The sequence below is a fragment of the Bacillota bacterium genome, assembly GCA_013177945.1.
GTDB lineage: Bacteria > Bacillota > DSM-12270 > Thermacetogeniales > Thermacetogeniaceae > Ch130.
In genome coordinates, this window is sequence record JABLXW010000019.1 from 1 (window position 1) to 17,920 (window position 17,920).

The 17,920-nt window shown below is 53.4% G+C and carries 18 protein-coding genes and 1 pseudogene; 18 read left to right on the forward strand and 1 reads right to left on the reverse strand.

The annotated features are described in order from the left end of the window. The first annotated feature begins 351 nt into the window (after nt 1-351). The 14 genes from phnF to HPY58_11715 all read left to right on the forward strand — a co-directional run bounded on the left by phnF (nt 352) and on the right by HPY58_11715 (nt 12,244). Nucleotides 352-1,104 carry a phosphonate metabolism transcriptional regulator PhnF gene (gene phnF, locus HPY58_11650; protein NPV30276.1) on the forward strand — a complete coding sequence of 251 codons (753 nt, stop codon included), beginning with the start codon at nt 352-354 and terminating at the stop codon, nt 1,102-1,104. 69 nt (nt 1,105-1,173) lie between these two features. Continuing rightward, entirely contained in the window at nt 1,174-2,049 is an 876-nt protein-coding gene (gene phnD / locus HPY58_11655; protein NPV30277.1) for a phosphonate ABC transporter substrate-binding protein, read from the forward strand. A gap of 122 nt (nt 2,050-2,171) precedes the next feature. After that, on the forward strand, nt 2,172-2,951 hold the full coding sequence (gene phnC / locus HPY58_11660) for a phosphonate ABC transporter ATP-binding protein (protein NPV30278.1): 780 nt from the start codon (nt 2,172-2,174) through the stop codon (nt 2,949-2,951). Continuing rightward, nucleotides 2,944-3,756, forward strand: a complete 813-nt coding sequence (gene phnE, locus HPY58_11665) for a phosphonate ABC transporter, permease protein PhnE (protein NPV30279.1) — start codon at nt 2,944-2,946, stop codon at nt 3,754-3,756. The genes phnC and phnE overlap by 8 nt, the downstream gene beginning before the upstream one ends. Nucleotides 3,757-3,769: 13 nt before the next feature. Further along, complete coding sequence (gene phnG / locus HPY58_11670; GenBank protein NPV30280.1) at nt 3,770-4,192, forward strand: phosphonate C-P lyase system protein PhnG; 423 nt, start codon at nt 3,770-3,772, stop codon at nt 4,190-4,192. Continuing rightward, nucleotides 4,192-4,803, forward strand: a complete 612-nt coding sequence (gene phnH / locus HPY58_11675; protein NPV30281.1) for a phosphonate C-P lyase system protein PhnH — start codon at nt 4,192-4,194, stop codon at nt 4,801-4,803. The genes phnG and phnH overlap by 1 nt, the downstream gene beginning before the upstream one ends. Before the next feature lie 30 nt (nt 4,804-4,833). Then, entirely contained in the window at nt 4,834-5,952 is a 1,119-nt protein-coding gene (locus HPY58_11680) for a carbon-phosphorus lyase complex subunit PhnI (GenBank protein ID NPV30282.1), read from the forward strand. Nucleotides 5,953-5,966: 14 nt separating this feature from the next. Then, complete coding sequence (locus HPY58_11685; protein ID NPV30283.1) at nt 5,967-6,824, forward strand: alpha-D-ribose 1-methylphosphonate 5-phosphate C-P-lyase PhnJ; 858 nt, start codon at nt 5,967-5,969, stop codon at nt 6,822-6,824. Beyond that, nucleotides 6,817-7,659 (forward strand): ATP-binding cassette domain-containing protein, encoded by an 843-nt coding sequence (locus tag HPY58_11690; GenBank protein ID NPV30284.1) that lies wholly within the window; start codon nt 6,817-6,819, stop codon nt 7,657-7,659. Before HPY58_11685 ends, HPY58_11690 begins: the two co-directional genes overlap by 8 nt. Before the next feature lie 51 nt (nt 7,660-7,710). Beyond that, nucleotides 7,711-8,451, forward strand: a complete 741-nt coding sequence (locus HPY58_11695) for an ATP-binding cassette domain-containing protein (protein NPV30285.1) — start codon at nt 7,711-7,713, stop codon at nt 8,449-8,451. Continuing rightward, nucleotides 8,426-9,598, forward strand: coding sequence for a phosphonate metabolism protein PhnM (gene phnM, locus HPY58_11700; protein NPV30286.1), 1,173 nt, complete (start codon nt 8,426-8,428; stop codon nt 9,596-9,598). The genes HPY58_11695 and phnM overlap by 26 nt, the downstream gene beginning before the upstream one ends. A 145-nt stretch (nt 9,599-9,743) precedes the next feature. Beyond that, nucleotides 9,744-10,676, forward strand: coding sequence for a sugar phosphate isomerase/epimerase (locus tag HPY58_11705; GenBank protein NPV30287.1), 933 nt, complete (start codon nt 9,744-9,746; stop codon nt 10,674-10,676). Between the two features lie 193 nt (nt 10,677-10,869). Then, complete coding sequence (locus HPY58_11710; GenBank protein NPV30288.1) at nt 10,870-11,583, forward strand: type 1 glutamine amidotransferase; 714 nt, start codon at nt 10,870-10,872, stop codon at nt 11,581-11,583. A gap of 103 nt (nt 11,584-11,686) precedes the next feature. Continuing rightward, nucleotides 11,687-12,244, forward strand: coding sequence for an O-acetyl-ADP-ribose deacetylase (locus HPY58_11715; protein ID NPV30289.1), 558 nt, complete (start codon nt 11,687-11,689; stop codon nt 12,242-12,244). Nucleotides 12,245-12,456: 212 nt separating this feature from the next. Here the strand turns inward: HPY58_11715 and HPY58_11720 are convergent. Continuing rightward, a pseudogene (locus HPY58_11720) lies at nt 12,457-12,546 on the reverse strand (DNA-binding response regulator). A 176-nt stretch (nt 12,547-12,722) separates the two neighbouring features. Here HPY58_11720 and HPY58_11725 point away from each other — a divergent pair. The 4 genes from HPY58_11725 to ltrA (HPY58_11740) all read left to right on the forward strand — a co-directional run bounded on the left by HPY58_11725 (nt 12,723) and on the right by ltrA (HPY58_11740) (nt 17,817). Further along, nucleotides 12,723-14,150: an ISLre2 family transposase gene (locus HPY58_11725; protein NPV30290.1), complete on the forward strand. Its 1,428-nt coding sequence runs from the start codon at nt 12,723-12,725 to the stop codon at nt 14,148-14,150. Between the two features lie 813 nt (nt 14,151-14,963). After that, a complete protein-coding gene (locus HPY58_11730) occupies nt 14,964-15,176 on the forward strand; it encodes a hypothetical protein (protein ID NPV30291.1) in 213 nt (70 codons plus the stop codon). A 40-nt stretch (nt 15,177-15,216) separates the two neighbouring features. Beyond that, nucleotides 15,217-16,479: a group II intron reverse transcriptase/maturase gene (ltrA, locus tag HPY58_11735; GenBank protein ID NPV30292.1), complete on the forward strand. Its 1,263-nt coding sequence runs from the start codon at nt 15,217-15,219 to the stop codon at nt 16,477-16,479. Between the two features lie 180 nt (nt 16,480-16,659). Next, nucleotides 16,660-17,817, forward strand: a complete 1,158-nt coding sequence (gene ltrA / locus HPY58_11740; GenBank protein NPV30293.1) for a group II intron reverse transcriptase/maturase — start codon at nt 16,660-16,662, stop codon at nt 17,815-17,817. The last annotated feature ends 103 nt before the right edge of the window (nt 17,818-17,920 follow it).

The window sequence follows — 17,920 nt, forward strand, 5'->3', positions numbered from 1 at the left end:
CATTAGCACCAGAAGGCCTGCTCTTGTGGTGGTTTTCTAACCACAACAGCTCAAGTTTAGGATGACCATGCCATAAAGGGGAGCAGTAATTATTCTCGTTATGTCAACCCCTTGACAACTTAACTCAGGTGGTTTAACGTAAAAATTACAAGGGTTTAATGTGAGCTTAATTTGTATTTAACAGGTTCATGCCATAGTAAAAGTAGAATACGAAAATATAAACCCGGTTCTTATGAGCCGGGGAGTTTTGTTTTAAGGGGAACGTATCTAGACATCTATATCTCTCGGATGTCCAATTTGCTGAGTTGATATCTCATTTGCGGGTCTAAATGATAAATGAGGTGTAAGTGTATGCTGGATAAGGCCAACGGCATTCCTTACTACCGGCAAATTGCACAGGATTTAGCAAGACAAATCCGGCAGGGGGCCTTCAGTGCTCAGGAGCGGTTGCCCTCTGAATCGGACTTAAGTACGTATTACGGGGTCAATCGCCATACCGTGCGTCAGGCCATTGCCGAGTTGATAAATGCGGGCCTGGTTTACCGCCTTAAGGGGAAGGGAACCTATCCCGTACGGGGAGCGGAAAGGCAAATACAGTATAAGGTATCAAGCCGCACCTGTTTTACCCGAAACATTATGGAACTGGGGCATTCCCCTGCTGCAAGGATTTTGAAAGCGGTGGAGATGCCCCCCTCTCCCGAAGTGATCACAGAACTGAACCTGGATCTGAACCAGCGGGTCGTGGTTCTGGAAATTTTACGCTCCGTAGACAATGAGCCCTTTTCCGTAGCCACCTCTTATCTCCCAAGCCATCTGGTGCCGGGCCTGTTGAATTTTCTGGAAGGATTCACCTCTCTTTACCACCTCCTGGAAAAACACTATCAGCTGCGCCCCATCCGCGCTCGCTCAGCTTTGCGCGCCGTCCTGCCTACCGCTGATGATGCAGCAATATTGGAAATTTCACCCAATGTACCGGTGCTGCAGGTGAAAAGTACCATGCTTACGGAAGGGGGGGTGGTAATAGAATACTGCGTCTCGCGATTCAGGGGAGACAGGAGTTGTTTGCAGGTAGATTTTTCCCGTGATCAAGAGGTTCGTAAGTAGGATGAGACCACAAACCCTGTGCAAGGAGGACAAAAAATGATGACCAGGCTGTGGAGCAAACTTATAGTATTGCTGGCCCTGGGCAGCCTTCTCCTGGCAACTGCCGCCTGCGGCAGAAGCGGGGAAAAGAATCAGGGTTCCGCCGCCTCGCAGGTGACTGAACTTAGGATTGGGCTTATTCCGTCAGAAAATGCGGAAGAGATTATGAAGCGATATCAGGGGTTAGTCGACTACCTGAGCAAAGAGCTGAACATTAAGGTAACCCCCTATGTGAGTACCGACTATACGGGGGTAATAGAGGCTATGCGTGCAAAACATTTAGATGTAGCATTCTATGGCCCATTTTCCTATATCCTGGCTGCGAAGGAAGCTGGCGCCGAAGCTTTTGCCATTGGTATTGGCGAGGATGGAAAGGATACCTATCATTCTTTATTTATCACGCGAAAGGACAGCGGTATCAATTCCATCGCTGACCTAAGGGGCAAAACCTTCACCTTTGGTGACCCGGCCTCCACTTCCGGTCACCTGATTCCCCGTTACATGCTGACCAAAGCGGGGCTGGATCCCGATAAGGATATGAAGGTGCAGTTTTCCGGCGGTCATGATGCCACTGCCCTGGCGGTAAAGAACAAAAAGGTCGATGCAGGAGCCATGGCCAGTGAAATATGCGAGAAGCTGGTAAAGAACAACATTATCAGCCCCGATGAGGTTATCGTCTTTGCTAAGTCCGATCCGTTACCTCACAGCCCCTGGGCTTACCGGAATGACCTGCTCCAGGATCTCAAGGACAAAGTGAAAAAGGCTTTACTGGAAGTTGATCAGAAGGCTCCGGATGCCCTTAAGGGAACTAACTTTACCAAGTTCAAAGAGGTGGATGACAGCCGCTACGATATAATCCGGGACGTGGCCAAAACCCTTAACCTGGACCTGAGAAAGTTGAAATGACCAATGATGAACATGGGTGGCGGTCGTCACCAGGTGACGGCCGCCAGCCCAGGATTTTGGAGTAATATTTTGCAGTCAGGTAAGGTACAAGATAACAATTTATCAGGATGGAGGCGATAATAGTGATTCGCATAACTGACTTATCCAAGGAGTATCGGGGCGGCGTGAAGGCCGTGGTGGATGTCAACCTGGAGGTGCAGAGAGGGGAATTTGTGGCCCTGCTGGGTTTAAGCGGAGCCGGCAAATCCACTCTTTTACGTTGTATTAACGGGCTGGTGCAGCCCACCACCGGGGAGGTGACGGTGGCAGGCCTTCGTGTCAACGGCCGGTCCAGAGAGCTTCGCGAACTGCGCCGCCGGGTGGCCATGATCTTTCAGCAGTTTAACCTGGTGAAACGGCTGACCGTACTGGACAATGTATTATGTGGGCGTTTGAGCTATTGCGGTATATTTTTCAGTTGTTGCCGTATTTTTTCAGCCACCGACCGGGAACTGGCCTGGCATGCACTGGCGAGGGTGGAACTGCAGGACAAGGCCTTCCAGCGGGCAGACCAGCTAAGTGGTGGGCAGCAACAAAGGGTAGGTATTGCCCGGGCACTGGTACAGCAGCCAGAAGTACTGCTGGCCGACGAGCCCGTGGCCAGTTTAGATCCTAAGTCCTCTCGGCGGGTAATGGATATTCTTGCCAGCATCAACCGGGAAGATGGCCTGACTCTCCTGGTCAGCCTGCACGATGTGGACCTGGCCCTGGAATATGCTTCCAGGGTAGTAGGCCTGCGGGACGGTCGGGTGGTGCTGGATAAGCCCGCCCATAACGTAAGCAAGGCCGACCTGGAATGGCTTTACCAGCAGCCCGGTGATTCAGCAGAGTTTGATACGATAGCGGAGGTTGCCTATGCCTAGGCTTATTGAAGGTGCATCTATAAAATCAGCAGTACCGCGGCGGGAGAGATTTTTTACCTGGCAGAGGGTGCTGGTGGTGGCGCTAGTGGTGGTCGTCTACTGGCGCAGCGCAGTGGATTGTGAATTGAGCCCCGTGACCCTCATTCAGGGAACGCCCCATCTTGTGGATATTGTGAGCCGGATGTTACCCCCGAATTTTTCGATTATGGGATCACTCATACGGCCCACATTGGAAACGGTAGAAATGGCCATCTGGGGAACTACCCTGGCGGTAATAATAGCGATTCCCCTGGGGGTATTGGCAGCTCAGAATGTGTCTCCTCACCCCATTCTATACGCGCTTTCCAGGCTGATCCTGAATGCCCTGCGGGCCATCTCGGAGATGGTTTTTGCCTTGATTTTTGTAGCTGCTGTTGGTCTGGGCCCCTTCCCGGGGGTGCTGGCCGTAGCCATTCATTCCGCCGGACAGTTGGGCAAGTTTTATGCCGAGGCCATTGAAAATATTGACCGTGGTCCGGTGGAGGCACTGGATGCCACCGGTGCCCATAAGATCCAAACATTGGTCTTTGCGGTAGTACCCCAGATTGTGCCTGAATTTATTACCTATACCTTGTACCGCTGGGAGGTCAATGTGCGGGCGGCGACTGTGCTTGGCCTGGTCGGGGCTGGTGGTATCGGTTTTGAGTTGTTAACCAGTATGCGTTTGTTCCAGTATCAGGATACTTCTGCCATACTGCTGGTCATTCTGCTCACCGTGAGTATAGTGGATTTTCTTTCCAGCCGCATACGCAGCGCCATCATTTAAGGAGTGAGGATAGATGAACGAAGAACACCTCCGGACAATTTTGCACAGGGTGAATAACGGTATCCTCAGTCAACTGGCCCGCAGCGTGCTGGCTGCCTCTCCGGAAGTCAGGGTAATTAAGCCGCCTCAGGTGGGCCTGGTGATGATGCAGGCCCGGGAAACGGTGGAAAACGAGCCCTTCAACCTGGGGGAAGTTTTGGTTACGGAATGTACTGTGGCGCTCGGGGAAGCTACTGGCTGGGGTTGTTGTCTTGGTGACGATCCGGAGCGGGCCTATCACCTGGCCGTGCTTGACCTGGCATTACACCTGGGTGTGGGGCCGGTTGACGGAATAAGGGCGGCCCTGTTGGCTGAGGAGGAACGTATACTTCGAGAAGATGGGGCCGAATTTGCCAATATTGCCCGTTCACGGGTCCAATTTGAAGTCCTGGGGTGATGAAGGAGATGTGGGATATTTCCTGGTTTGACCCGGTTTACAGCAGTCAAAGGGTGTTTCGTCAATTACTGGATTGCATGGCCAGGCCGGGAAAAATAGCCGAACTCAGGGGGGGTGAGGGAGAATCCGGGGACTTTCTCTACGTTGTTGCCCTGGCACTAACGCTAATGGATGAGGAGACTACATTTGCTACACTGGGGCCGGGCTGGGAGGAATTTGTTTCGTTTTGCAAGTTTTACACCGGAAGCAGGCCAGCAGCTCCTGAGCAGGCAGATTTCGTGTTTATCGACGGAGATCGGCCGGGGCCGGAATTGATACAAGTTCGCCGCGGCAACCTGTTGTTTCCTGACCAGGGGGCGACTGTCATCTGCCGTGTAAATGCCATTTATCCCGGTGCTTTTCAGTCAGCCGGAGAAGGAATTGTGCTGCGCCTGCGGGGGCCCGGAGTGCCGGGTGAACGAGAGCTCACCGTGGCCGGGCTGGCCAGAGAGAACCTGGCTTGCCTGGAGAAACTTAACTCTGAATTCCCCCTCGGGGTAGACACCATCCTGGTGAGTGTTCAGGGTCAACTGGCCTGTATTCCCCGGTCGTCAGGTATGACGTGGTGCTGAAGTTTTACAAGCAGAAGGGGTGGTAAGACCATGGGATATGTGCCTATCAAGGGAGGGAAGGCCGCAATAGAAGCAGCTGAAGAGTTAGTGCGCTACTTTCGCCTGCGAGGTGGGTCGGCTCCCCTTGAAGTCAAACAGATCCAGGACCAGATGCGTCTCGCAGTGGACCGGGTTATGGGCGAAGGTTCCTTATATGCACCTTTTCATGCAGCCCTGGCCCTGAAACAGGCCGAAGGAGATACCATAGAGGCATCTTTTCTCCTGCGGGCTTACCGGTCCACGTTGCCCAGGATTGGTTATTCCCTCGTCGCGGATACCAGGGAAATGGCAGTAATACGGCGTATATCGGCGGCTTTCAAAGATATACCCGGCGGTCAGATCCTTGGCCCTACCCGGGACTACAGTCTGCGGTTGCTGGACTTTCAGCTGGCAGAGGAAAGTCTAACCCATATCAGGGAGTTCATGGGTAAATTTATTCCCGGGGCGATAAGGGGCGAGAAAGGGGGAATGGGAGATGTGCTGCCATCTTTCCCTAAAGTGGTGGACATGCTGCGGGCCGAGGGACTTCTGGAGACTCCCAACAAGACGGAGGAAGCAGAGGAAATAATAGACATTACCCGGCAGCCTCTCACATTCCCGGCTCCCCGGGCAGCCAGGATGCAAGTTATGGCCAGGGGAGAAACGGGGGGGTTGATGGCCTTAGCCTACAGCAGTATGCGGGGTTACGGCAATATTCACCCTACCCTGGGGGAACTGCGGGTGGGATATGTTCCGCTGCGCGTGCATCACAGGACCCGCCCAGATGAAGTGGTGACTGTGGGACGGGTACTGGTAACGGAAGCAGAGGTCATTGCCCGGATGGATGCCGGGGAGGATGGTATTCCCCGCTTTACGCTGGGCTATGGCCTTTGCTTTGGACATAACGAAATAAAGGCTATTTCCATGGCTGTACTGGACCGTACCATGCGCACTGGTTCCAAAGAAGCGCCGGCAGAGGACGAAGAGTTCGTTCTCTATCATATAGACGGCATTGAGGCTTCTGGCTTCACCGCACACTGGAAGTTACCCCACTATGTTACTTTCCAGTCGGTTTTGGATCGGCTACGCCGGGCACAGCTGGTGGGGCGCAATGAGGAGGGTTCGCAGTGATGCGGGAGAAAAAAGTGCAGTCAGGGTATAATTTTGCTTTCCTGGATGAACAAAGCAAAAAAGAAATCCGGCGGCGCATGTTGAAAGCGGTTGCCATTCCGGGTTACCAGGTACCCTTTGCTTCCCGGGAATTACCAATCGCCCGGGGGTGGGGTACCGGTGGCTTGCAGCTGACTATGTCCCTGATTGGCCCGGAGGATATCTTGAAGGTGATTGATCAAGGTTCCGACGATGTGGTTAACGCCGTAAATATTCGTAAGCTTTTGGTGCTTACCACCGGGGTGCGCACGACGGAGGATACCCGTGAAGCCACACTGATCCAGACCCGGCACCGCATTCCAGAAGAACCGCTGGAGGACTGGCAGATTCTAGTGTTTCAAGTTCCTTACCCGGAACCCCTGCGCCGGGTGGAGCCCAGTGAAGTGAAGACCCGGGAGATGCATGCGGAAGCTGACTACAGCCGCCTGTGGGTTTACCTGTACGAGGATATCGTGCGCTGGGGTGAGATCACCATTGGTGCGCAGTATCCCGTTATGGTGAACGGCCGTTACGTGATGGATCCATCTCCCATCCCCCGCTGGGACGTACCGCGTTTGAATATGGCTGAGACCCTTTACCTTTTTGGGGCCGGGCGGGAAAAGCGTATTTACGCCGTGCCGCCCCATACACGGGTGGAACCACTGCAGTTTACTGATTATCCTTTCCGGGTGGAGGATTTTAGATGCAAGCAATGCGCCCTGTGCGGCAGTGTAGATACTTACCTGGATGAAATAATTGACGATACTACCGGTGCCCGGCGTTACATTTGTTCCGACACTGCATACTGCGCCAAACGGCGGCGGCTGAAGGAGGAAGCAGGCGAAAATGCCTAATGAAGAACCTTTGCTCAAGGTGCGGGGACTGACCCGCATTTTCGGCAGCGGGTGCAGTAAATGTACGATTTGCACCGGCCCCATGGCTGGAACCAATATTTGTTCTCAATGTCGTTCTATAGTAGCCTGTGCCGATGTTTCCTTTGACCTTTATGCGGGTGAAATTCTGGGAGTGGTGGGAGAAAGCGGTTCAGGCAAGAGCACCCTGGTACAGTGTCTTTACTTTGACATTCCCGCTACTGCCGGGGAAGCTTGTTTCAAGCCTTACAAAGACGGCAAGGTGAACATGCTTGCCTGCAGCGCTCAGGAAAAACGCTACATTCGTCATCACCTGATGGGGATGGTTTACCAGAATCCCCACCTGGGATTGAAGCTGGATTTTACCGCCGGAGGGAATATTGCCGAAAAACTCCTTACAGCCGGCATTTACCACGTAGGCCAGATCCGCCGGCGGGCGGCGGAATTGTTGCTGCGTACTGAAGTGCCCCTGGAGCGCATGGATCACCTGCCGCGTTTTTTTAGCGGCGGCATGCAGCAGCGGGTGCAGATCGCCAAGGCTTTGGCCAATAACCCGCCGCTGGTTTTCCTGGATGAAGTGACTACCGGTTTGGATGTTTCGGTGCAGGCCCGGGTGCTGGATCTGATTAAAAAGCTTCAAAGAGAACTGGGGTTAACCATGATTGTAATTTCCCATGACCTGGGGGTTATACGCTTGCTGACCAACCGTACGCTGGTGATGAAAACCGGCCGGGTGGTGGAAACGGGACTTACAGACCAGATCCTTGAGGATCCCCAGCATCCCTACACCCAGTTGCTGGTAAGCTCGATGCTTTAGTTTTTATCAAGACAATTACCGGTAAATTATAATTCGCAGGGGAGATATGAGGTGACTGAGATACTTCGAGTTTTGAGGTTGACGAAAATTTTTAAACTGCATCTCCTGGGAGGCAAGGAGGTTGTTGGATGCAAGGATATTTCCTTCAACCTTGGGGCCGGAGAAGTATTGGGCATTCAGGGGCCGAGTGGGGCGGGTAAATCAACGGTGTTGAAATGTATTTACCGATCATATGTGGCCTCTACAGGTCAGGTCTTCTACCGGTCAATTAATGGAGTGATTGACCTGTTACAGGCACAGGAGAGGGATATTCTGGAACTGCGGCGGCAGGAAATCGGATATGTATCCCAGTTCTTGCGGGTGGTACCGCGCGTTTCGGCCCTGCAAGTGGTGGCCGAAGGATTACTGCTGCAGGGCCGGGAAGAGTCCAGCGCTTTGAGGGATGCCGGACGCCTTTTAACGTATCTCGGTATACCCAGGGAACTTTGGGATGCTTCACCTGCCACCTATAGCGGTGGCCAGCAGCAACGCGTTAATGTAGCCCGGGCTGTGGTTACTCGCCCCCGCCTGCTACTTTTGGACGAACCCACCGCTTCCCTGGATGAACAATCCAAACGGCGGGTGAATGATTTAATCCTGGATTTAAAGCGAAGCGGTACTGCCATCCTGATGGTTTCCCATGACCGGGAAAGCCTGGAGCAGGTGGCAGATAGAATGCTATTCCTCGATAATGTAAGCGAAAACCAATCTGGGGAGGGGAATAGGCTTGCCTTCAAGGTTGCTCATCACTAATGTACGGGTTGTTCTGCCCTACCGGCTGCTTGAGCCGGGCTACGTATATGTGGAGGATGGTTGCATCGCAGAGGTTGGGGAAGGAACAACCACCGGTGGTTCCGGTTTAACTGAGTTTGACGGGGCCGGTGCCTATCTCCTGCCAGGTCTGGTGGACATACATAGCGATGCCGTGGAAAAGGAGATTCAGCCTCGACCCAATGTTACCTTTCCCATAGGGCCGGCTTGTGGCGAACTGGAAAGAAAGCTGGCCGCCAGTGGAATAACTACCATCTTCCATTCTATCTCTTTCTCGGCTGGAGAAGGTGTTCGGTCCAATGACCTGGCGGCAACAATTGCCCGCCATATCTCCGGACAGGCGCGTCAATGTCACCTGATCCGTAACCTGGTGCACCTGCGCTATGAAATCAGTAACACGGCTGCCCTGGAACTGATGGAGGAATTAATCGCCGAAGGAGTGGCCAGCCTTTTTTCCTTCATGGACCACACGCCGGGGCAGGGCCAGTACGGGTCAATAGAGCAGTACAAGAAGTACGTCCGGAAGACCTACTGGTTGAAGGAAGAGGAATGTGATGCCCTGGTAGCTCAGAAGATCCGGGAACGGCAGGAAGTGGATCCGGCACGACTACGGTTCCTGGCTGCTACTGTTCAGGCTAGTGGGGTTCCGCTGGCTTCCCATGACGACGATACTCCAGACAAAGTAGAGAAGATGTACCGCCTGGGAGCAACTATTGCTGAATTTCCCGTTAACCTGGCTACGGCCAGACATGCCCGTTTGCTGGGGATGCATGTTTGTGTGGGAGCCCCTAATATTTTAAGAGGCGGCTCCCATGAAAATAATTTAAAAGCCCGCGAAGCACTGGATAGCGGTGCGGCAGATATTCTTTGTTCCGACTATTACCCTCCGGCGCTCCTGCAGGCTGTCTTTTACCTGGCGGCGGACGGTTACAGCTTGCCTGCTGCAGTGCGCCTGGCCACTCTCAATCCGGCTCAAGCTACCGGTCTGGTCGCTGAACTGGGCTCGGTAGAAGAGGGGAAAAAAGCCGACTTAATCCTGGTGCGGTTAATTGGCGGCCAGCCCGTGGTTATGGGAACTGTAACAGGGGGTAAGTTAGTGGCCAGGTTTGCTTATCATCTTAACCCGTAAAGAACGGGTACAGCCTCTAGTCAGGATTTTTCGCGGGGTAAATGTCGGACTTAATTTACACATGTATGGGATCACGGTTGTCATAAACGCCTGGTTGCGACTGGTAACGTTTAACTACCGCAAAGGAGGTTTGAAGCAGGTTCCAATGCCCATCAAAGGATTTGGTATCAACGCCGATGCTGCCCGGCTGGATAACAATTTGGACACCCTGGCCCGGGATTTAGAGTATTTTGCCGGGCTCGGTTTTGAGTATGTGGAAATTCCTGTGCACGGAGTGGGGGCCATGATAGGGGGACGGCTGCTACCCCCGCGGGTGGAGGAAATATGCCGGCTGCTTGCCCGGTTTCCCGTTCGTTACACAGTCCATGCCCCCAATCCTTTAAACCTGATGGATATTGAAAACCTATTCTGGCAAAAACAGGCTTTTAAGGAAAGCCTGGAGTTTGCTGCAGCCATTGGATCGGAGGTACTGGTTTACCACAGCGGCAGATATGTACCGGAGGAGACCTTCCACCTGCCCGGAGGTCGACAGAACCTTAGCCCGGAAGTCAGAGATGAAATGCAACGGCAGGAGCGGGAAGCGTTACTGGATCTGGCCGAAAGGGCGAAACAACTGGGGATTACCATAGCTATGGAAAATGCCCGGCCTTACCTGGATGGCAGTCCCTATTGTTATGCGGAGCACTTGTCCCTGCTGGTGGAACAGGTGAAGGCTATCGGTCATCCCCAGGTGGGCATAACTCTGGATGTAGGTCATGCATATCTATCGGCCCGGCATTATGGCTTTGATTTCCTGGGAGCCGTGGCCCTGGCTGCTCCATACGTACGTCACGTGCACCTGCACGATAACTTCGGCCGGATTTCCGGTTCGCTGGAAAAGAAACAGGCTGAGTTGATGGCCGCCGGCCGGGGGGATCTGCACCTGCCCATCGGTTTGGGTGAAATCCCGGTCGCTGACGTACTTGCTTTATTACGGGATTACTCCGGTGTGATAATACACGAAATTCGCCCCCGTTACCGGGAGTGGGCCGGGACGGCTCTGGAACGGGGGCGGCAGCTGGTGGCCTGTTGTTATTAGCTTCTCGATTGGGCTTGTCCGGCAAAACCAGCCATGGTATTATGGAAAATAAATGTGAAGGCATTACAAAAAACAAGAAACAAGACATAATGGACACCCTTATCCACGTCTGCGGTAGTTATCAGGGTCATTGGTGATTAAATTGTGTTCACGGTTAAGCAAAAAACGAATTGATTTTTGGAGGTTTTTTGACTTGCGAGCGCTGGTAGTACAAAATGTGACCATTGAAGGGCCGGGTCTTTTGCAGCCGGCTATGGAGAAAGAGGGCTGGCAGCTTGATATACGGGTGATGGATCAACCGGGGGCACACTTGCCCGCCTCTTTAGATGGCTATGGCGCCCTGGTAATCCTGGGCGGCCCGATGAACGTCTATGAAGAGGAGTCCTACCCTTATTTAAGGCAAGTTGATCAACTGATTAAAGAAGCAATCCAAAAAAGTTTACCCGTGCTGGGTATCTGTCTTGGCGGTCAGCTGATTGCCAAGGCCCTGGGTGCACCTGTTGTCCGCAACCCGGTTCCGGAGATCGGCTGGTATAAACTCCGGCTTACCGCCGACGGTTTGAAGTCGCCCCTGTTTGCCGGTTTGCCCGCAGAATTTTTTGTCTTCCAGTGGCACGGCGACACCTTTGCCCTGCCTCCCGGGGTTTCCCACCTGGCTGCCAGCAAGGATTGTGTTAACCAGGCCTTTTCTTTAGGGCGGCACATTTTTGCCCTGCAGTTTCATCTGGAGGTAAACCCGGAGATAATTAATACCTGGGCCGAAGCTTATGCCGATGAATTGGAAGAATACGGCGGCCCCGGTGCTGCCGGCCGCCTGGTGCAGGAGACCGCGGCAATCTGGGAGGAATACCGGCGGGTGGCCGGGCAATTTCTGACTAACTGGGTGTCTATTTTGTCGAGGCACTAAAACAGGTGTCTTCAGGTTAAAATAAAACGCGAAAAAGAGAGGAAAACTTTGCCCGAACGCGAATTATTTGGGCAAAGTTTTTTGATTCCGGGAGGGATTTTTCATGGAGGTGCGTTTGGGTTCAACCTTGCTGCGCTTGATGGTGGGGGATATCACCCAGCAGGATACCGAAGCCATTGTTAATGCGGCCAATTCCAGCCTGATGGGCGGTGGGGGTGTGGACGGGGCCATTCACCGGGCCGGTGGGCCGCAGATCCTGGAGGAATGCAAGCAGATTGTGGCCCGGCAGGGCAGCTTGCCCACGGGTCAGGCGGTAATTACCACCGGCGGCAATTTGAAAGCCCGTTATGTCATCCATACCGTGGGTCCCATCTGGTCGGGGGGCAACCGGGGAGAAGACGGGTTACTGCACAATGCCTATTATAACAGCCTTTCCCTGGCCAGAGAGAAGGGTATCAGATCCATTTCCTTTCCTTCCATCAGCACCGGTGCCTACCGTTTTCCCATCGAGCGGGCGGCGACCATTGCTTTGAAAACGGTGCGGGACTTTATTTTAGAAAATGATTTCTTTACGGAAGTACGCTTTGTTCTGTTCCGTGAAGATGATTTCAAGATCTACCAGGTGGCCTGGGAAAAACTTTCCGGTGAAGCGGAAGGTTAGAAAACTACAGGCATCTGAAAGGGTCTTTTTCTATCTAAAAAAGCCCGGGTTTTCTCCCCGGGCTTGTTAAAGAATCTTTTTCTCCTCGAAAGAGAGTTGCTTGTCATAATCTGTTGCTTATTGATCTGGTCATGCTGTGGAGCTTTTTCAAAGCGCTTCGTGTGGGTAACTTGCTCCTTTGGGGAGAGCTTTACCCACAACCCTCACGGAACAAAGGGCTTCAAAAGGTAATCCACTGCTCCCAGTTCAAAAGCCCTGACGGCATATTCATTGTAGGCGGTGGCAAAGACCACCCAGGGGGGAGGTGCGTAGCAGGAAAACATTTGCCGGGCACACCATTCATGGCCTCTATTGTCAATTTACTATGGCCGTGTAAAATTTCAGTAGGCACCAGAAGGGGATCAGCCCCCTGAAAAAGAAACGAGACCTCGCGCGCCCAAAAAACACCAAAAATCAAGCTAAAGGAGTGTGAGGTCTCATGCTAAATATTCGCCAAATAGTGGGTGCAGTCCTTCTTTTCATTAAGGGTCTGATTGAATTACTTGGTAGTTGCAAGGACTTCTATGAACTTGAAAAAGGTATCCATGAGCTTTGTCAGAAGGTCTGCAACCAAATATTCACCTGGGCACTGGAACAGCTCGATACCCGCCTGATGAATGAACGTGACCGGAGCACCTGGAGGGTGGTTGGGTTTCGGGATAAAACAGCCACCAGCACCTTTGGGGAATTTCCCTACAAAAGGCGCCTGTACAAAAACAAGAAAACCGGGGAAACCAGCTTCTTTTTAGATGAGCTGTTGGGCTGGCCGGAGCGGGCCACGATTACCCCTCGCCTAAAAGAACTGGCTGTCAAACTAAGCACTGAGCTTCCCTTTGACCGGGCGGCGGAGATTTTGAGCTACCTTGTTCCCGGGGTAAGTTCCATGACCATCTGGCAGGCCACCCAGGAAGTAGGCGAAGTTCTCCAACGCGAAGGCCAAGAAAAAAGAGCAGCAGTTTTTGAAGACGGCGAAGCTCCCGGAGGGAAAGAAGTGGCGCCGGAGCTGTGTATTGAAGCCGACGGGGTGATAATCCGCCTGCAAAGGGCAAAGCAGAAACGAGGAGAAATCAAACACATAGTAGCTTACGAGGGGAAGGAGCAAATAGACCGGGATCGCTTCGCCCTGAAAAACAAGCTTGTATTAAGCAGCTTAAATGAAGGTGAGGCAGTCTGGGAAGAAGGTTATGCCGAGATCGGGGGGAAATGGGATTTAAGCCGGGTCCAGAAGATCTACATTGGCGGCGATGGGGCAGACTGGCCCAAGCAGGGAGTGGAATACTTCCCTGGCGCCGAATATCGCTTAGACCCATACCACCTGAGCAAGCATTTAACGGAAGCTCTCTGGTATGATGAAGAAACCTTTCGGAAAGTAGCCGCAGCTATTTCCCAGGGTAACTGGCAGGAAACCCAAGGGGTTCTAACGGAAGCAGCGAAAAAGACCCGAGGTAACCGGAAGAAAAGGATCACCAAGCTTTTGCACTATCTTGAGGAAAACTGGGTGGGGATTGTTGCCTCGGCGGGAGCAAAACGCCTGGGCACCATTGAAGGGCAGATACAACACAACGTGGCCCGGCGGATGAAACGCCTGGGAGCCCGGTGGACCATTAACGGTGGGGACCGGATGGCCCGGATTTTGGCCGCTAAGGCAAACGGGAAGCTTGATAATTATGTTTTGCGCTGGCCGGTGAAACACGAAAAGCTGAGGGAATTAGCGCAGAAGCCAGTGGAAAAACAAAAAGCCGGGGATGTGGAAAAATGGCTGCAGGCGACATTACCGGCATTAAAGGGTCCTTTTGCCGACCGGCCGTGGGTTAAGTATGTTTTACGGGAACTGGCCCGGCCAGATTTTGCTGCCCTTATTGGCTAACCTGTTCCCTGGTGAGCCTCAGAGGGCTTAAAAGGCAGCGCCGTTAGGGGAGCCTTGACAGCCGGGGTCGTGCGGCTGAGCAATGCCGCGGGATATAGTGGGTGGGAAGCCCACCTGGTAAGGTCTAGCCAACCGCCAGTAGCCAGCCTTGGAGCCTGGCTGGGTAACCAGCAGGTTTAAGCGTAGGCAGGCAAGACAGCGGGCCGAAAGCCATGGCGCTGAAGGGATTGAGCCTCGAAATTTGTCTAAGCCGGGAGGGCCGATGCTCTGACCCCTAGCAGAAGGCAACATGACGGTAATCACTAAAGGCAAGACTACCGTCACCTCCCCGGGGTCGTAGACCTCGGCACGCTGTACATTGTTATCCCACGGTAACTCAGGAGGCCCTGCCACCTCTTCCGGTCTCAGGAAGTATGGCCGACAAGCGATACAAAGTGAGGAAGCCAAACAGGAGGCAGGGAGTCGGATTACGGCATAGTGTGCGCTGAGCAGCGTAATCGTCAGGTGGGTTAAAGTCCCACTGGTGCTCGGATGCGGGGCACCATATCCAAAGGCGGGGGTAATGCCTCGCCGGCCTGGCGACAGCCAGGAGGGCAGGGTGTCTCTCGTGAGGGAGAATCCGAAGGGCATGCGGAGAAATTCCGGGCCGTAGTCGACGAGACGAACCGGTCGGCCAAAGATGGGGAAAGGTCGAGCCTGCACTATGGAGGCGAAGGCACTGCGCATCCGCCCCATCGCACCAAGGTGTTTGCGGACGGCACGGAATGGAAGATGATTACGTGACCTCAGGAGAACTCGTCAGGTTCACCAAAGGTGATAAAGGACCGTATAAGCGCAAGCGAAGTCGGACCTGATGCCTGGCGAGTAGTCGGAGCGCTGAATAGTACCACAAGCGTGGGCAAGATAACCCACGTGACCCGCAAGGGCAGGCGAGTGGCCTGGGGAAGGCGGCGCGAGAAGATGGCTGGAGCGGGAAGGAAGGAAAGAGGAGGAAGGGCGGATGATACGGACCAGTTCCTTAAGTGAAAGACCCCTCTGTCATCCGCAAAGGAGACTTTCCGACTGGATCAATCCAGAGGGCGAAAAGAAGGTTCACTCTTTGATAGACAAGGTGTACGCCCCAAAGAATCTGCGACTGGCGTGGGAGCGGGTAGAGGCGAACCGAGGCAGTGGTGGTATTGATCGGGTGACGCTGGGGGAATTCAAGGAACGCCTGGAAGAAGAACTCCACCTCCTGGGAGAGGCTCTAAGGGCAGGTACCTATGAACCCTCGCCGGTGCGCCGGGTCTATATCCCGAAACCGGGTCAACCGACCAAAAGACGTCCTCTCGGGATACCCACTATTCGTGATCGGGTAGTTCAACAGGCGGTGCTGAATCGACTAGCACCGATTTTCGAGCCGGACATGGACGATGCCAACTTTGGGTATCGCGCTGGACGCTCGACTAAGGATGCGCTCGGGAAAGTGTGGCGGGAGATACAGCAAGGAAACGAGTGGATCGTCGACGCCGACCTAACGGACTTCTTTGGCACGGTCGACCACGAGAAGCTACTGTTTCTGGTGGCCAGGAGGGTCTCGGATGGCAGGGTTCTGTCCCTCATTCGGCAGTTCCTTGCGGCGGGCTATATGGAGGAAGGGAAGTACCACCCGACCGAGCAAGGTACACCCCAAGGTGGAGTTATATCACCCCTCCTAAGCAACGTTCTCCTGACCCCATTTGACCGAGAGATGAGGCACCGGGGCTACAATCTCACGAGGTATGCGGATGACTGGGTGGTGACATGCCGAAGCCGCAGACAGGCAGAGAAGGCCCTTAAGACCGCCACGGAGATCCTGCGGACCTTGGGAGTTGCGCTCAACCCGACCAAGACCAGGATTGTCCATATCCGGCAAGGTTTCGAGTTCCTGGGTTTCAAGATAAAGCAGGGATCGAGCCCGCTACGGCTCAAGCCCGATAAGATCGTGACGTCGGCAAGGAGCTATAGCCTGTACGCCTATCCTTCTGAAAAAAGCCTCCAACGATTCAAAGAGAACGTGCGAGCGCTCACTAGGAGGAAGGCACCCGGGAACGAGAGGCAGCTTATTGAGCAACTCAACCCTCTGTTGCGAGGGTGGGGAGAGTATTACAAGAAGGCGCATGTGCGTCGGCTGTTCAATCGCCTGGATCGCTGGATTATCCGACGGCTCTGGTCACATCGACATAAACGGTGGCGGAACAGTGGTTGGAAGACTCTCCCTGCCTCGAAGCTCTACGGCGAATACGGTCTCGTTAACCTTGTCTCTCTCATTCCTTCGATTCGCTCCTCTCGAATGAGGACGTCTTCTTGAAAGCCGGATGCGGGAAAACTGCACGTCCGGTTTGAGCGGCGGACGGAGGCTAGCGCCCGGAGGGGCGCGCCTCCTCCGACCCGACACTGAGGAAACCGGGTAACGCCGGCGGAGGGAAGGCCGTAACAAGGGATCGCTCTTGTAAGGGAAACAATTCCCACACCCAGAGGTGGAACCGAATTGACAACGAAACTTGCAAGAATAGCGGAAGTTGCACGAAGGCAACCGAAGGAACGCTTCACCTCACTTATGCACCTTATAGATGTGGATATGCTTAGGATGTGCCATGCAGAGCTCAAGGCCAATAAGGCTGCTGGGGTGGATGGCATTACCAAGGGACAATATGAGGGCAACCTGGAAGCTAATATTCAGAACCTCCTAGAACGCCTCAAACGCAAATCTTACCGACCCCAGCCAGTGCGGAGGGTATATATTCCCAAACCAGGCACTGACCAGAAACGTCCGTTGGGAATACCGGCCTACGAAGACAAAATAGTACAACTGGCTATTAGCAAGATACTCAACACCATCTTTGAGGCGGATTTTCTGGACATGTCCTTCGGGTTTCGTCCTCAGCGGGGCTGTCACGACGCTCTAAAGCTGTTAAACTATCTCACCGTAGCCAGGAAGGTCAATTATATAGTCGATGCCGATATTAAAGGCTTCTTCGACCATGTAGACCACGATTGGCTGATGAAATTCTTAGAGCACCGCATAGCCGACCCCAATTTTCTCAGGTTGATCCGTCGATTTCTCAAGGCGGGCATTATAGAAAACGGGGAACTAAGGGACGCAAGCGAAGGAACACCCCAGGGCGGCATAATATCGCCCATCCTGGCCAACATCTATCTGCACTATGTTCTTGACCTGTGGTTTGAAAAAGTGGTGCGGAAGCACTGTCGGGGAGAGGCCTATATAGTGCGCTATGCCGATGACTTCATCTGCTGCTTTCAATACAAACATGAAGCCGAAGCATTTTACCGGGCCTTAAGGGCCAGACTGGCTAAATTCTCCCTATCGGTGGCCGAAGAGAAGACCAAGATAATACCCTTTGGCCGCTTTGCGGCGCAATGGTGCAAACGAATGGGGAAGCGAAAGCCAGATACCTTTGACTTTCTAGGCTTTACCCACTACTGCAGCACCAGCCACCAGGGCAAGTTCAGGGTCAAGAGACGTACCAGCAGGAAGAAATTCCGGCAAAGTGTGCAGAGGATGAAGGAATGGATAAAGGCGAATCGCATGCTGCCGGCAAAGGCTCTCATGGGCCTTCTTAGGCTGAAGCTTGAAGGCTACTACCGTTACTATGGTATAACCTGTGCTAAGTTAGATATGGGTTGACACATTGGGATTAACTGGGAGAAATAAAACAACCACCCAGGCTTGCCCCAGGTGGTTGAGTACACATGCTGCTCCCCTTTATAATGGTGATGCCCAAACCTAC

Excerpts from the sequence above, each read along its gene's own strand:
- phnF (NPV30276.1), top strand. The coding sequence starts at position 352 with ATGCTGGATAAGGCCAACGGCATTCCTTACTACCGGCAAATTGCACAG.
- phnE (NPV30279.1), top strand. The coding sequence starts at position 2,944 with ATGCCTAGGCTTATTGAAGGTGCATCTATAAAATCAGCAGTACCGCGG.
- phnG (NPV30280.1), top strand. The coding sequence starts at position 3,770 with ATGAACGAAGAACACCTCCGGACAATTTTGCACAGGGTGAATAACGGT.
- phnH (NPV30281.1), top strand. The coding sequence starts at position 4,192 with ATGAAGGAGATGTGGGATATTTCCTGGTTTGACCCGGTTTACAGCAGT.
- HPY58_11680 (NPV30282.1), top strand. The coding sequence starts at position 4,834 with ATGGGATATGTGCCTATCAAGGGAGGGAAGGCCGCAATAGAAGCAGCT.
- HPY58_11690 (NPV30284.1), top strand. The coding sequence starts at position 6,817 with ATGCCTAATGAAGAACCTTTGCTCAAGGTGCGGGGACTGACCCGCATT.
- HPY58_11705 (NPV30287.1), top strand. The coding sequence starts at position 9,744 with ATGCCCATCAAAGGATTTGGTATCAACGCCGATGCTGCCCGGCTGGAT.
- HPY58_11715 (NPV30289.1), top strand. The coding sequence starts at position 11,687 with ATGGAGGTGCGTTTGGGTTCAACCTTGCTGCGCTTGATGGTGGGGGAT.
- HPY58_11725 (NPV30290.1), top strand. The coding sequence starts at position 12,723 with ATGCTAAATATTCGCCAAATAGTGGGTGCAGTCCTTCTTTTCATTAAG.